This is a genomic window from Methylobacterium mesophilicum SR1.6/6 (genome assembly GCF_000364445.2).
GTDB lineage: Bacteria > Pseudomonadota > Alphaproteobacteria > Rhizobiales > Beijerinckiaceae > Methylobacterium > Methylobacterium mesophilicum_A.
In genome coordinates this window covers 5,683,213-5,696,126 of the sequence record NZ_CP043538.1, presented here as the reverse complement: position 1 = coordinate 5,696,126, position 12,914 = coordinate 5,683,213, and the positions used below count along the sequence as shown (strand labels likewise).

Genomic DNA, 12,914 nt, shown 5'->3' with positions numbered 1-12,914 from the left:
TCCGCCCGTGGGTCCAGTCGCGCCGATCGGCCCGGTCGCGACAACGACCTGGCCCGAATCGATGTAGCTGGCGCGCGAGCTGCCCGAGCCAGTAGACTGTTGTTGATTAGAGAAAACGACCCCATTCGAAGAGGTCGTATACAGCGTGGTCACAGAGTTGCTGCTGCTGAAATCAACAGCTTGGAAAGAATAAGTACCGGCAGGAACTGCCGTCGTGAAAGCAAATGTACCTGGGGTATTATTCGAGCCCGTCCCGAAGGTCTGTGGAACCGATTGGGTGCTGCCTAAAAGAAAGTAGTTCCCACTTAAATCTCTTGCATAAAAGTAGACCGTCTGTGGCGTGGATGTGTTGACCGTCCCGGTGAACGAGACGATGCCGTCGGTGGTGGTGTCAGGTCCGATGGGTGTAGCCACAGCTCGGCTTCCTTATTGAGAGCCACCCGCTCGAGAGCCAAAGGGCCGAGCGAGTGAACTTGTTAGACCTTCAGACCGACGGCAAATTCCGAGATTCGGCCATTCTCGATCGGTTTACGATCGAGGCGGCTTGGCCGGCCATATGCCGGACGTTATAACTTTGTTAATCAGTTTCGGCGGCCGCTAAACAGAAGCCGGCTATCGCAAGATTCGCTATCTGGCCGGGGTATCAGGCACTCGATCGTGAGCGGCGGGGCCTTCGATTGCCCCGGATCACAAAGGTAAATAAAGATATAACGTGTGGCCTATGGGCGCCGCGCGGTCGAAGGGTATAACGCGTCCGACGGGATCTCTGCCCGGTCGGCGCCCGTGCGAGCGGATCGGTACGCGGTGCCGCAAGACCGGCGGATCCTTGATGAGGCGGAGCCAGTGCTCCGCGAAGACACGTCGCGACTGAGACGGCGTCGGCTGGGCGCAAGGTTTGAGTAGGAGTCTGCCGGTTGAGCGTCGCGGGAAAAGTCATGTCGGACGTGGCTCGGGCGCGCATCATGGCGGTCGTGCGCGTCGCCCACCATTACGGCGTCGAGCTCGACCCGAGCGATTTTCCCATAGACCCGCAGGGGGCGCTGCCCAGTCCGGCCGCTCTGGCCGAATGGGCCGCTGGCGCCGGACTCTGGGCCAAGGCGGTGCGCCTGCGCGGGTCGCAGCTCATGCGGCTCGAGAACGTCGGGCCGATCATTCTGCTTCTGAATGACGGGAACGCCGCGCTCGTCACCCAGCGCAATCCCGACAAGGGCGTCTGCTTCGTCGAGGGGCCGACCGGCACGCCTGGCGCCGGGATCGAGATCGACGAACTCCGCCTGCAGCGCGTCTGGACGAACGAAGTCCTGCTCATCCGCCGCTCGCGGACAACGACGGACGACGACGCCGACTTCTCCCTCGGCTGGCTCGCCAAGCTCGTCCTCCACGAGCGGCGCAACCTGCGCGAGATCATGACTGCATCACTGGCGGTCAGCGTTTTGCAGATTCTGCCGCCGTTCCTGGTGATGGCCGCCCTCGACCGGGTTCTTGTTCACCGGACGGTTTCGACGCTCACGTTGCTCACGCTCATGCTCGTCCTGGTGACGGCCTACGAGGCGTTGATCAGCTACGCGCGGCGCGAGATCGTGGAGGTCATGTCGACGCGGATCGATGCTCGCTTGAACGTCCACGTGTTCCGCCGCCTTCTAGCGTTGCCGATCGAGTTTTTTGAGCGCTCCCCGACCGGAGAAACGACGCATAAGGTCTCACAAGTCTTCAAGATCCGAGATTTTTTTACTGGAAAGCTCGTATCGACCGCCCTCGACTTACTGACGCTCATCGTTTTGCTACCGTTCCTATTTTACATGAGTGGCATGCTCGCGTGGATGGTTCTGATCTCATCCGCTGCCGTGGGTGGGCTGGTGATGGCGTTCCTGCCTGCTGTTCGGGCCTGCTACGGGCGCCTGATCGCGGCCGAAATCCAAAAGGGTGGTACCCTGGTCGAAACCGTTCACGGGATGCGCACGGTCAAATCGCTCGCGATCGAGGATGTGCGCAAGCGTGAGTGGGACGAGCGGGTCGCCGAATCCGGCACGGCGCGGCTTGCCGCGGGCCGCATCGTGAACTGGGCGCAGTCGCTGTCCCTTCCGCTGGAGCGTTTCATCGACCGCGGGATCCTGCTCTGCGGAGCGTATATCGTGGTCCTCGCGCCGCCCGGATCGACCGGCATCACCGCAGGCAGCTTGATCGCCTTCATGATGCTCGGCGGCCGCGTCGCCAGCCCGCTGATCAGTTTTGCCAAGCTGATGCAGGACATCGAAGAGATCCGCATGTCGGTCGGTCAGGTCGCGGAAGTGCTCAACCACCCGACCGAGACCCAAGCCACGCGGACTGGTCTGCGCCCGAGCTTCGCAGGCCAGATCACCTTCGAGGAGGTCGGCTTCCGGTATCCGGGCGCGCAGTCCGCAGCGTTGCGCGACGTCTCCTTCAGCGTGCCGCCCGGGACCATGTTGGGACTCGTCGGCCGCAGCGGGTCCGGCAAATCCACCATCGCCCGCCTTCTGCAGGGCATCAACCGAGACTACACGGGGCGCCTCAAGATTGATGGCACTGACCTGCGCGAGATCAATCTCACGCACCTGCGTCGGAGCTTCGGCGTGGTGATGCAGGATAACTTCCTGTTCCGCGGGACGGTGCGCGAGAACATCATCGCGGGCCGTCCCGGCTTGACGTTCGAGGATGTGATCCGCGCAGCTCGGATGGCGGGCGCCGAGGAGTTCATAGAGCGGCTTCCCCGGGGCTACGAGACGTGGATCGAAGAGGGATCCGCAAACCTGTCAGGCGGACAAAGACAGCGGCTCGCGATCGCGCGTGCCCTCATCACCGATCCGAAGCTGCTCATCTTGGACGAGGCGACCAGCGCGCTCGATCCCGAGAGCGAAGCGCTGGTCAACGCCAATCTTCAGCGCATCGCCAGCGGTCGGACCATGATCATCGTCTCTCACCGGCTCTCGTCCCTGCTCGATTGCAACCAGATCCTAGTGCTCGATAAGGGCAGCGCCGTCGATATCGGTCCCCACGACGACCTCGTCGAGCGCTGCGCGATCTACAAGCAGCTTTGGCAGCAACAGAATCGGCACCTCGAGGTGGCGCGTCCGAGCCAGATGTTCCTGAACGCGAGTTGACCGGAGGGCGGCGGGCGCTCGTCCCACCCGACCATCGTGGCGTCGGGGAAGAGAAGCGTCGCGTTGTATTGCGCGCATAGCAGACAGAGTTGCAGGCCTATCGATGAGTAACCCTCTCACGAGCTGGTTCAATTTTCGAATCAGGCGGCTGCCGCCGGCGGAGGGTGACGTCGGTCCCGTCCTTCTCGAGTTCCAGTCCCCTACGGCTGCGCTCCTCGCGACGCCGGTTCGTCCCGTGGCCCGCAGCATGCTGCGCGTGGTTCTGACGATGGTAATCGCGTCGGGCGCGATCCTGGCCACGTGCCCCGTCGACGTCGTCGTCAGCGGGGCCGGGCGCATGGTCTCGACCAGCCCGACGATCGTCCTTCAGCCGCTCGAAACGTCGATCGTTCGCTCGATCAAGGTCCGCGAAGGTCAGGCCGTCCACGCGGGGCAACTTCTCGCCGAACTGGACCCGACCTTCACCGGCGCGGATGCGGGCGCCCTTGAGAACCAAGTCACCAGCTTGCAGGCGGAGGTCAATCGGCTGACAGCGGAGAGCAATGGCTCGCCGTTCCAGCCCACCGCGACCGACGCCGCGACCGTGATCCAGGTAGCGCTCTACGGGCAGCGTCAGGCGCAGTACCGATCCCAGTTGGAGAGCTTCGACCAGAAGATCAGCGGCCTGCAGACACAGCTCGCGCGCGCCGAGCTCGACGCCAAAGCGTACGGCGAGCGCGCTGACATCGCGAGCGTCCTCGAAGCGAAGCGGAAGGAACTGGAGCGCCTTCAAGTGGGCAGCCAGATGAACCGGCTCGTGGCGCAGGATCAGCGCATCGAGATGCAGAGATATCTCAAGGACGCGACCGCGTCCGCAGAGCGCGCACGCAACGACCTGAACCAGATGGTTGCCGAGCGGGACGCCTTCACGCAGCAGTGGAAGTCGCAGATCAGTCAGGACATCACGCTGCGGCGCCGTAGCCTTAACGATGCGCAGGAGGGCCTGAGGAAGGCGACGCTCCGCCGGCAGCTTGTGAACTTGGTCGCCGAGCAGGACGCCATCGTTCTGAACGTCGCGAAAGTGTCCGTGGGCTCTGTCCTACAGTCCGGTGAGCAGCTCATCACGCTCGTGCCCCGAAACACGCCGCTCGAGGTCGAGACGCGGATCGCTGCCGAAGAGGCCGGCTACGTTCACCCCGGACAGAGCGTCAGCGTGAAATTCGACACGTTCCCGTTCGTGCAGTACGGGATGGCTGAAGGTGTGGTGAAAAGCGTGAGTGCCGACAGCTTCACGGGCCAGCAGGAGACCCAGAGGGCCAGCGTCGGCGGGCAGGCAGCCAACGGTGTCTGGTTTCGCGCACGCGTGGAACTCACCGCGATCAAGTTGCACGGGCTGCCGGCAAACTTCCACATGTCGGCCGGCATGCCTGTGACCGCTGACGTGATGGTCGGGGAACGTACGATGCTGAGATATCTGTTCGCCCGCATCCTACCCGTCGGCCTCGAGGGCATGCGCGAGCCGTGAACGATCGGCCTGCTGCAGAGGCGTAAGGCGAATGAGGATCGTCGACCGATTTCTGGCTCCAGCCTCTCCAGCCGCAAGGCTGAGGCTCGGCCTCAACCTGCTGGAGAGCGGCCAGGCAAAGGATGGCGTTGCTCAGATCGGCCGGGCAGCTCAGGCCGGCTTGCCTGAAGCCCAGTACCACCTTGCGCAATGCTATCTCGATGGGACAGGGCTCCCGCGCAGCACGAAGGAAGCCGTCCGCTGGATGAGCGCCGCCGCCGAGGGCGAGCACGCGGAGGCCCAGTTCAAGCTCGCATTGCTGTGCATGCGCGGCGATGCCGGCATGGCGGAGCAAGGGTCCTCGCTTACGGACGAGCTGGCTTCCGATCCAATCAACGAGCGGAGACAGGCCGATCCTGTTACGGCGCTCCTGTGGACGCGGCGGGCCGCGGCGAACGGCTCGCCGGAGGGGCAGGCACTGCTCGGCTATATTCTTACGGCCGGTCCCGAAGCGCTGCGCGACGAGGTCGAGGGCGAGCGCTGGTATACCGCTTCGGCGAGAGCCGGCTGCCCGCAAGGGCATCTCGGTCTCGGACTGCTGCATCTCAGGAAGCAGACGCCTGACGATAACACACTTGCCGTCGCCGAGATCGAGCGGGCTGCGGCGGCCGGTCTGGGCGATGCCCTGTTTCTCCTCGGCGCGCTCACGCATGCGGGCGTCGGGGTTTCAAAGAGCGCGGAGCGCGCAGCAGAGTTGTACGCGCGCGCGGCGGAGGAGGGCATCGTCGCCGCGCAGACGAGCCTCGGTCTTGCACTTCTGAATGGCGACGGGGTCGAGAGGAACCCGCTTCTCGGAGAGACCTGGCTGAGACGCGCAGGCTTGGCAGGGGACGCACATGCCGCCGCCCTCGTCGGGCACCTGCACGCCAGAGGGGGAGACTTACCGCCGAACTTCGCGGAGGCCTCGATCTGGCTGGAGCGGGCCGCGAAGGCTGGTTATGCCGGTGCGGCACGGACCCTGAGCCAGCTCTATCAAGCCGGCATGAGTGGCGTCCAAGACGCGGAAGCAGCTGCCCATTGGCTCCGCGAAGCGGCCGACCTCGGCAATGAAAAGTCCCAGGTGGATCTCGGCAATCTGATCCTGGCCGGCGAGGGCGCGCCGGGCGATGACGTCCGGACCCGGCACTGGTTCGAACGCGGCGCCAAGCAGGGCAATCTGGCGGCGGCCTTCAACTTCGGCATCTGTCTCTCGCACGGCATCGGCGGTGGCCACGACGAGGCGCAAGCGGCCCTCTGGCTCCGGAAAGCGGCCGAGGAGATGCCGATCGCGCAGTTCTGGTATGGCCGGATGCTCGCCGAAGGCCGGGGCGTCGCGGGCGATGCCGTGGAAGGGCGCGCCTGGATCGCCCGTGCCGCGGATGCTGGCGTCCCGGAAGCGCAAGCGATGTTGGGGGAGATGATGGTCAACGGCCGCGGCGGTCCGGTCGACAGGGGCCAGGCGTTCGATCAATTCGAGCGTGCCGCCAAGAGCGGCCATATCGGCGCGATCTACGCGCTCGCTGCCATGCTCGACGGCGGATATGGACGCGAGCCGGACTTCCCGCGCGCGCTCAGTCTGTTCCAGGCGGCAGCGGAGGCGGGACACGCGGAAGCGCAACTTGCCGTAGGTCGCTACCTTGCGCGCGGACTCGCAGGCGCAAGGAATGAGGTTGAGGCGCGACTTTGGTTCAAGGCGGCGCGCGAGCAGGGTCTTCGCGATGCGGCCGTGGAACTCGAACAACTAGACCGAACAGCGTCCCAAAGAACTGGCGACGGTGGAACTACTTTCTTTGCGGCTTAACGGTATTTTGACATTGCTGAAGTGGCGGCCTATTCTCTACCGGTACCTCACATGCATTTCCATCGCGTCTAGCACCCTGCTTGTGGGGCATGCTCGGGCGGAGGAAACTCGGAGCAACGCCATGAGCGGTTGGATGGTGAAAATCACGAAGGCCGGCGATACCACCGCGCCGAAGCTTTATGCGATCGCAGAGCCGGATCCGCGCCGCGCGCTCTTTCTCGCCAACCAGGCTGCGAATGGATCGCCGCCGGAGGATCGCATCGAAACCACCGGCGAACTTTCGCCTGCCGAGATCCGAGACCTCGGGTTGGCGCCGGAGGAAGTGCGCGACGTAACCGATAACCCGCCGTCCCGCTGACAGACCCTGACCGAGAGACGTTCCCGCGTTCGCAGCGAAGCCGAACGTGGTCCGTGTCAGCATGCAGCTGGTCCGGTCTGCGTCGCGGGTGACGGGGCCGGTCGACGCGCACGCCCGGCACCGCGTAGAAACGGCGGCGAGCACATAGCCGTCGTCGCAAGGGAGGCTCGCTCAGCCACCGGCTGGGCGGCGTACTCGTGGCGGCCACGACGAGGTCGCCTCTCGTTCCCGGCTTTCCTTGGTCCTTCGGTGTCGGATCCGTCGCAGGCTCCGCCGAAGTGAAGAACGGGCCAGCGCGGGGGCATCCCGAGGGCGTAGCGTCCGAGAAAGCCCCGCTTCGCTCACGGTCGATGACGTGGCGCCGGTCCTAAAGCAGGTCAGCGGTCCAAGCCAGACAAACTATCTTCGCAGCTTGCGACCCGTTGAATTCGCGCGTGCTGGCGTCGTGCCGGGCGGACCGTTCAGTTCCGATGCAACACTGGTCCTGGAGGACGTCAGCCGGCCGATTCCAACCCTCACTCTGCGTGGAACGTCGTGTAGGTTGAGACTGCCGCGCGTCCGGCGCGCAGGGCGTTGGTCGGCTCATCCGGGTCGGCATGGCCCAGGGCCATCCCGCACACGATGATCTCATCCTCCTGGATGCCGACCTCCCGCCGGACGATGGCCGGATAGCTTGCGATGGCCGCCTGGGGGCAGGTGTCGAGCCCGGCACCGCGCGCCGCGATCATCAGGGTCTGCAGGAACATCCCGTAATCGAGCCAGCTGCCCTGTTCCAGATCCTTGTCGATCGTGAAGACGAGGCCGACCGGCGCACCGAAAAACGTGTAGTTGCGTCCGCGTTGGCGAAGCGATCCGTCATGATCACCCCGCGCGACGCCGGCGAGTTCGTAGAGCCGCCATCCGATCTCGCGGCGGCGTCCGAGATAAGGCTCGCGCCAGCGGGTGGGATAGTACTCGTATTCCCGCGCCTCCGGCTCGCCGGCGAAGTGGGCCGCCGTCAGGGCCTCGGTGAGGCGGGCGAGGGCCGGTCCGGTCAGCACGTGCAGCTTCCACGGCTGGATGTTGCTGCCGCTCGGCGCCCGGCCCGCCAGGGCGAGCAGGCGCTCGATCAGGCCCGGATCGACCGGCCTGTCGAGGAAGCCGCGCACGCTGCGGCGGCTCTCGATCGCCTCCGCGACCCTGTCGAACCCTTCGGGGATCTCGTCCATCGACTGCTCACCCTTCGCTTCGCCCGGCCACGGTCAGACCCCGGGTGGCAGGTCGCTCCGCCATCGACGACGAGGACATGTCCAGGCTTCATCAGGATCATCACCGCGACCATCCCGAGATCGTTGCCGACGCGTGTCTTGATCGGGTCTCGATCAGGTCTTGCGTGTGCGGACGGTGCCGACGAGCGTCTCGCGGCCCTCGTCGCACTGCAGACCCACCATCCGGTCGAGACGGTCGAGTGCGTCGCCCGAAGGGGGTGACGGCGGTTCGGCGAGAAGCCGCCTGTCCTGCGGGAGGACGGGCGGTGCCGGATGACCGGCGACCACCGGATCCGCCATGTCGCTCATCCCTTCGCCGATGGCTCGCCTACCCGGCGCGCCGCTCGACCGGGTCGATGATCGTCAGCATGACGGTCAGCGCGACCAGCGAGGCGGAGCCGAGGAAGAGGAACACGCGGTCCCAATCGAAGTGATCGAGGATCACGCCCGTGACGAACGGCAGGAGTGCGGCCCCGGCCTGACCGCCGGTGTTCACCACGGACACGGCGAGGGGGTAGGCCTCCTTCGTCGTCAGCCCGGCCGGATAGACGGTGAAGGCCGAATAGCCGAGGTTCAACAGGAACCCGGTCAGCATGAGGAGCGCTGCCAGCGTCGGCGGATCGTTCGGGGCGTGAACGAGGGCGTACATCATGAACACCGTCGAGATGGTGCTGATGAGGATCGTCGGCTTGCGCCGTTTGGCCACGATCCGGTCCGAGAACCATCCGCCGACGAGATTGCCGAGAACCCCGCCGACGAAGGGCGCCGATGAGACGAAGCCGACATTCATGATGGAGAAATGCTTGACCGTGACCAGGTAGGTCGGCAGCCACGACAGGATCACCGTGATGATGCCGCTCATCAGGAAGTATCCGGCCGCGAGGCCCCAGATGTGCGGGCTCGCGAAGGTCTCCCGGGCTGTGGCGATCGGGCGTACGACGCGCGCCCGCACCAGCCGGTCCAGGCGGCCGATCCAGCGCGGTTCCGCAGCTACGGCGGCGGCCTCGGCGCCGGGGGCCGTGCGCTGGCCGGCCTGGATGTGGTTGGCCTCTCCCTCGGACACGAACCGGTTGCGCCCCGGATCGTCGGTGACCAGCCCATACCAGAGGAGCGAGAACACGATTCCCGGAAGGGCGCAGAAATAGAAGACGTAGGGCCAGCCGAAGGTGGTGATGATGACGGCCCCGATCGGTGGGACGAGGACAGGCCCGAACTTCGCCGCGGCGAGGAAGATCCCCACGGCCGTCCCCTTCTCCTGCGGCGGGAACCACCGATTGAGCATGGAGAGGATGGCCACCGGCAAGGGCGCCTCGGCGAGGCCGAGGGCGAGGCGATTGGCCTTCATGGCGAAGGCGGAGCCGGCCGTGCCGAGAAGGCCCGTGAAGAGGGACGTCAGCAGCATGAAGATCGGGAAGGTGCTGCGCACCCCGAACCGCCGCACGAGGAAGCCGGAGGGAATCTGCGCGACGGAGTAGCCCACGAAGAACAGGCTGATGACCGCGCCGGCTTCGGTGTTGGTCATGCCGAACTCGGCTTTCACGAACGGCAGCACGATGCCGACATTCGCCCGGTCGGCCGAGGCGAGGGTGTAGATCCCGAAGACCAGGATCATCAGAACCCAGCGGAACCGCGTGGTGCGCCCCGCTTCTGCTGCGACCGTTCGTTCGAGGCCTCCCTCGGCGGCAACCCGCTGCATGGCTTTCCTCCTCCCAGTGCAGCCGGCCGCCTCTTGTGGGCGGTCCGGCGCGGTTCGATGCGCCGCCTTCCGCGGCGAGGCGACGGCCGTCGTCTCAGCTCAGCCGCTCGACGGCGACGGCCGTCGCCTCGCCGCCGCCGATGCAGATCCCCGCGATGCCGCGCCGCTGTCCCCGGCGTTCGAGGGCGGCGAGCAGGGTGACGAGGATCCGCGCGCCCGAGGCGCCGATCGGGTGTCCGAGGGCGCAGGCACCGCCATGAACGTTGACCTTGTCGTGCGGCAGGTCGAGTTCGCGCATGGCCGCCATGGCGACGACGGCAAACGCCTCGTTGATCTCGAACAGGTCGACCTCGCCGAGCGACCAGCCGGTCCGCTCCACGAGGCGCCGCACGGCGCCGACCGGCGCGGTCGGGAACAGGTGCGGCGCATCGGCGAAGGAGGCGTGCCCCCGAATGACGGCGACGGGCGTGAGGCCGCGCCGCTCGGCCTCCGACAGACGCATCAGGACCAGGGCCGCCGCGCCGTCGGAGATCGACGAGCTGTTGGCGGCGGTGACCGTGCCGCCCTCGCGGAAGGCCGGCCTCAGCGCGGGGATCTTGTCGGGCCTGGCCTTGGGCGGCTGTTCGTCGGCCGAAACGTCGCGCTGGCCTTTGCCCGCCTTCACCGTCACCGGAACGATCTCCCGGGAGAACGCGCCCTCGCTCATCGCGCGTTGCGCGCGGTCGAGGGAGGCGAGCGCGTAGGCGTCCTGGGCCTCGCGGGTGAACTGGTAGGTCTGGGCGCAATCCTCCGCGAAGGTGCCCATCAGCCGGCCGGGATCGTAGGCGTCCTCCAGCCCGTCGAGGAACATGTGGTCCACGACGCGGCCGTGGCCCATCCGGTAGCCGCTCCGTGCCCGCTCCAGCAGGTACGGAGCGTTGGACATGCTCTCCATGCCTCCCGCGACGGCGACCCGGGTGGAACCGGCCCGCAGTCCATCATGGGCCATCATCACGGCCTTCATCCCCGAGCCGCACATCTTGTTGACGGTGGTACAGCCGACCGATCGGGGAAGCCCCGCCCCGAGCGCCGCCTGCCGGGCCGGCGCCTGTCCGAGTCCGGCCGGCAGCACGCAGCCGAACAGGGTCTCGTCGATGTCCTCGCCGGAGATTCCGGCCCGCTCGACGGCGGAGCGGATCGCGGACGATCCGAGTTCCGGCGCCGTCGCGCCGGAGAGATCGCCCAGGAAGCCGCCCATCGGCGTGCGCGCGAAGCTGACGATGGCGATGGGGTCGTCCGTCATGTCATCCTCCTCCTGCTGTTCCGCTCCCGATCCATCCCGCGGCGGGGGCGTCACACCGGATCGGCGGCCTTGAGCGTGTCCATGCGCCGGGACCGGGCCGGCTCCGCGGCCACGGCGGTCACCGGCCGCGCAGCCCCATCGGCGACGATCCCATCGGCGATGAGCGCGGCGATGTCCGTCTCGGACAGGCCCGCCTCCCTCAGGACATCGGCGCTGTGCTCGCCGTAGGCGGGGGCCGGACGGTCGAGGACCGGTTGCGTCTCGCTCCAGGTGCTCGGGGTCCGCAACCGGCGCACGCACCCCTCGGTGGGATGCTCTTCGGTCCGGAAGAAGCCGATCGCCTGGAGATGCGGATCCTCGAAGATGGTCTCGAAATCGTGCATCGGCGCGAACGGGACGTCGGCCTCGGCGAGGAGGACCGCCCACTCCGCCGTTGTGCGGCCGGCGAAGATCGCCGCTAAATCCGCGTACAGGTCGGCGATGTGAACGCTTCGGGCGGCCATCGTGGAGAGGCGTGGGTCGGCCTCGAAGCGCTCGGCCTGACCGATCGCCGCGTAGAAGGACCGCCACTGCGCGTCGTTGTAGAGAAGGGCGCAGAGATAGCCGTCGCGGGTGCGGAACGGGCGCCGCTCGCGGGCCAGGAGGCGGGCGTAGCCACCGCCGTCGAGGGGTGGGTCGAAGGTCCGGCCGGCCATGTGGTCGCCGAGCACGAAGGCGGTCATCGTCTCGAACATCGGCACGTCGATACGCTGGCCCTGCCCCGTGCGCGCCCGGTGGAAGAGCGCGGCGCACAGGGCGCTCACGGCGCTGAGCCCGACGATGCGGTCGGCGATGGCATTGGGCACGTAGCGCGGCTCGCAGCCGCCGGCCCGTGCGACGAGCGCCGGGATCATCGCGGCGCCCTGGATCAGGTCGTCGTAGGCCGGGCGAGCGGCGTAGGGGCCGTCCTGTCCATAGCCGAACATGCCGAGGTAGACGATGTCGGCCCGCGCGGTCGCGACCGCCTCGTAGGAGAGACCGAGACGCTCCATGGCGGCGGGGCGGACGTTGTAGACCAGCGCGTCGGCCGTCTCCGCGAGCCGCAGAAGGGCGGCACGCCCCTCCGGTCGCTTCAAGTCCACCGCAAGGCTGCGCTTGTTCGCGTTGTTGTTGAGGAAGAGGCCGCCCATCCCCGGATGGCGGCCGGGGGCGATGTTGCGCACCCCGTCTCCCCCCGGCGCCTCGATCTTGATGACGTCCGCGCCCATCTCGGCGAGGGCCTGCGTCGCCGACGGGCCCATCATCACCGTCGTCATGTCGACGATGCGGATGCCGGAGAGCGGACCCATCAGAGGCCCCCGAGACTCTCGCGGCCCTTCACGAGCCGGGCCGGGCTGTAGACCATGATGCAGGCGCCCCGCTGATTGACGATGCGGTTGCGGGTCTTGACCACGCCGCGCCCCGGCTTTGCCGAGGGCCGCGACTCCAGAACCTCGCATTCGACGTGGATCGTATCGCCGGAGAAGGTCGGGGCCTCGACGGACAGCTCCATGCCGAGGAAGGCGAGGCCGGTGCCCTGCACGACCGACTGCATCAGCAGACCCTCGGCGAAGGAATAGACGAGGGCGCCGGGCACGAGCCGCCGCCCCTCGTATAGCGAGCGCTCGCGCAGGTATTCGGCGTTCGTGAACAAGACTTCGACCATTCCGGTGACGCCGATGAAGGCCGTGATGTCGGCATCGAAGATGGTCCGGCCGATCGTCTTGAAGCGAAAGCCGACCGGCGTGTCCTCCCACGGCAGTCCGAGACCGACGGTCGGGATTGCAGGGCTGGCTTCCATCTTTCCTCCGCGATCGTCCGTCCCGGCCATCTTGCATTCAGCCTACGCGTTCCGCTACAAAATCGTCAAT

10 protein-coding genes are annotated in these 12,914 nt (G+C 66.7%); 4 read left to right on the top strand and 6 right to left on the bottom strand.

Features of this window, described 5'->3' with window-relative positions:
• Positions 1-914 precede the first annotated feature (914 nt).
• The 4 genes from MMSR116_RS26925 to MMSR116_RS26910 all read left to right on the top strand — a co-directional run bounded on the left by MMSR116_RS26925 (position 915) and on the right by MMSR116_RS26910 (position 6,800).
• The gene (locus MMSR116_RS26925) at positions 915-3,119 is read left to right on the top strand and encodes a peptidase domain-containing ABC transporter (RefSeq protein WP_010683975.1); all 2,205 of its coding nucleotides are present in this window, start codon (positions 915-917) and stop codon (positions 3,117-3,119) included.
• Positions 3,120-3,354: 235 nt separating this feature from the next.
• Entirely contained in the window at positions 3,355-4,623 is a 1,269-nt protein-coding gene (locus tag MMSR116_RS26920; RefSeq protein ID WP_010683974.1) for an HlyD family type I secretion periplasmic adaptor subunit, read from the top strand.
• Between the two features lie 31 nt (positions 4,624-4,654).
• Positions 4,655-6,442 (top strand): tetratricopeptide repeat protein, encoded by a 1,788-nt coding sequence (locus tag MMSR116_RS26915; RefSeq protein WP_010683973.1) that lies wholly within the window; start codon positions 4,655-4,657, stop codon positions 6,440-6,442.
• A gap of 121 nt (positions 6,443-6,563) precedes the next feature.
• Positions 6,564-6,800, top strand: a complete 237-nt coding sequence (locus tag MMSR116_RS26910; protein ID WP_010683972.1) for a hypothetical protein — start codon at positions 6,564-6,566, stop codon at positions 6,798-6,800.
• Between the two features lie 515 nt (positions 6,801-7,315).
• Here MMSR116_RS26910 and MMSR116_RS26905 read toward each other — a convergent pair.
• The 6 genes from MMSR116_RS26905 to MMSR116_RS26880 all read right to left on the bottom strand — a co-directional run bounded on the left by MMSR116_RS26905 (position 7,316) and on the right by MMSR116_RS26880 (position 12,844).
• Complete coding sequence (locus MMSR116_RS26905; protein ID WP_010683971.1) at positions 7,316-8,008, bottom strand: nitroreductase; 693 nt, start codon at positions 8,006-8,008, stop codon at positions 7,316-7,318.
• Between the two features lie 153 nt (positions 8,009-8,161).
• On the bottom strand, positions 8,162-8,347 hold the full coding sequence (locus tag MMSR116_RS26900) for a hypothetical protein (protein ID WP_010683970.1): 186 nt from the start codon (positions 8,345-8,347) through the stop codon (positions 8,162-8,164).
• A 28-nt stretch (positions 8,348-8,375) separates the two neighbouring features.
• On the bottom strand, positions 8,376-9,743 hold the full coding sequence (locus MMSR116_RS26895; RefSeq protein WP_010683969.1) for an MFS transporter: 1,368 nt from the start codon (positions 9,741-9,743) through the stop codon (positions 8,376-8,378).
• A gap of 94 nt (positions 9,744-9,837) precedes the next feature.
• Positions 9,838-11,025 carry an acetyl-CoA C-acyltransferase gene (locus MMSR116_RS26890; RefSeq protein ID WP_010683968.1) on the bottom strand — a complete coding sequence of 396 codons (1,188 nt, stop codon included), beginning with the start codon at positions 11,023-11,025 and terminating at the stop codon, positions 9,838-9,840.
• A 50-nt stretch (positions 11,026-11,075) separates the two neighbouring features.
• Entirely contained in the window at positions 11,076-12,353 is a 1,278-nt protein-coding gene (locus MMSR116_RS26885; protein WP_010683967.1) for a CaiB/BaiF CoA transferase family protein, read from the bottom strand.
• Complete coding sequence (locus MMSR116_RS26880) at positions 12,353-12,844, bottom strand: acyl dehydratase (RefSeq protein WP_039893230.1); 492 nt, start codon at positions 12,842-12,844, stop codon at positions 12,353-12,355. Before MMSR116_RS26880 ends, MMSR116_RS26885 begins: the two co-directional genes overlap by 1 nt.
• Positions 12,845-12,914: the final 70 nt, after the last annotated feature.

Coding starts and splice junctions, on each gene's coding strand:
- MMSR116_RS26910 (WP_010683972.1), top strand. CDS start 6,564: ATGAGCGGTTGGATGGTGAAAATCACGAAGGCCGGCGATACCACCGCG.
- MMSR116_RS26895 (WP_010683969.1), bottom strand. CDS start 9,743: ATGCAGCGGGTTGCCGCCGAGGGAGGCCTCGAACGAACGGTCGCAGCA.
- MMSR116_RS26900 (WP_010683970.1), bottom strand. CDS start 8,347: ATGGCGGATCCGGTGGTCGCCGGTCATCCGGCACCGCCCGTCCTCCCG.
- MMSR116_RS26880 (WP_039893230.1), bottom strand. CDS start 12,844: ATGGAAGCCAGCCCTGCAATCCCGACCGTCGGTCTCGGACTGCCGTGG.
- MMSR116_RS26885 (WP_010683967.1), bottom strand. CDS start 12,353: ATGGGTCCGCTCTCCGGCATCCGCATCGTCGACATGACGACGGTGATG.
- MMSR116_RS26915 (WP_010683973.1), top strand. CDS start 4,655: ATGAGGATCGTCGACCGATTTCTGGCTCCAGCCTCTCCAGCCGCAAGG.
- MMSR116_RS26905 (WP_010683971.1), bottom strand. CDS start 8,008: ATGGACGAGATCCCCGAAGGGTTCGACAGGGTCGCGGAGGCGATCGAG.
- MMSR116_RS26890 (WP_010683968.1), bottom strand. CDS start 11,025: ATGACGGACGACCCCATCGCCATCGTCAGCTTCGCGCGCACGCCGATG.